This window comes from Streptomyces sp. AC627_RSS907 (genome assembly GCF_019049165.1).
In genome coordinates this window covers 1-811 of record NZ_JAGMUE010000361.1, presented here as the reverse complement: position 1 = coordinate 811, position 811 = coordinate 1, and the positions used below count along the sequence as shown (strand labels likewise).

The following is an 811-nucleotide window of genomic DNA, read 5'->3' as shown; positions in this document are numbered from 1 at the left end:
CGCCACGGCCTGGCCCTGCTCACGGCACCGGACGGGCCGGCCGGCCCCCTCGCACCGACGCCGGACGGGCCGGCGGCGCGGGACGCCCCCACGCCGCGTCCCTGAACACCGCCCCACGCCGCGCGTCCGCGCGCACCGTACGAACGCCCGGCTGGCCCGCCGCTCAGGCCGCGCCGTGCGGACCGGGCAGGTCGCTGTCGTCGATCCACGAGCCGTGGATGCCGCCCGGCACGCGGTGCGGGAGCTCGACGGTCGCCAGCGGGCCCGACCCCAGGTCGGCGGCGTTGAGGACCAGGAGGCGCGAGGTGTCGTCGGCGAGGTCGCTGACCAGGGTCAGCAGATACCCGTCGTCCTCCCGGACGCCCCCGTCGGCCGGCACGAACACCGCCTCGCCCGGCATCTGCCCCGGCCCCAGACGCCACAACTCCCGGCCGCCGGCGTCGTGGTCGTACTTGACGACGGCGTACTCGGTCAGCTCCGGCCCGGGAAAGGCCACCCCGTACACGAACCGGTTCGCGCTCCCGGTGAACTCCGCGTTGATCGTCGGGAACTCGCTGACCAGCCCGTCCAACGGCTGCTCCGTGGCGCGCCCGGTGACCGGATCGAGGACCCAGCGGTGGGCGGTGGAGCCGACGACCGGATCGGGCGCGTGGCCGGGCGCCCCGGTCCACCACTTCCAGGACTGCTCCCACCCGGCGCGGTCGTAACGCGGCCCCGTGAGGACGACGCGCCCCCGCTCGTCCTCGTACGCGTTGGCCACGTGCAGCAGCGCCCCGGGCGCCACCTCGTACCACCGCACGACCGCCGGCCC

Annotated in this window: 1 protein-coding gene; it reads right to left on the bottom strand. The window is 76.4% G+C overall.

Annotated elements, in window-relative coordinates; genetic code table 11:
- Window positions 1-163: 163 nt before the first annotated feature.
- Window positions 164-811: carotenoid oxygenase family protein (locus KUM32_RS35785; RefSeq protein WP_217146085.1), on the bottom strand; the 648-nt coding region annotated here is incomplete at its 5' end.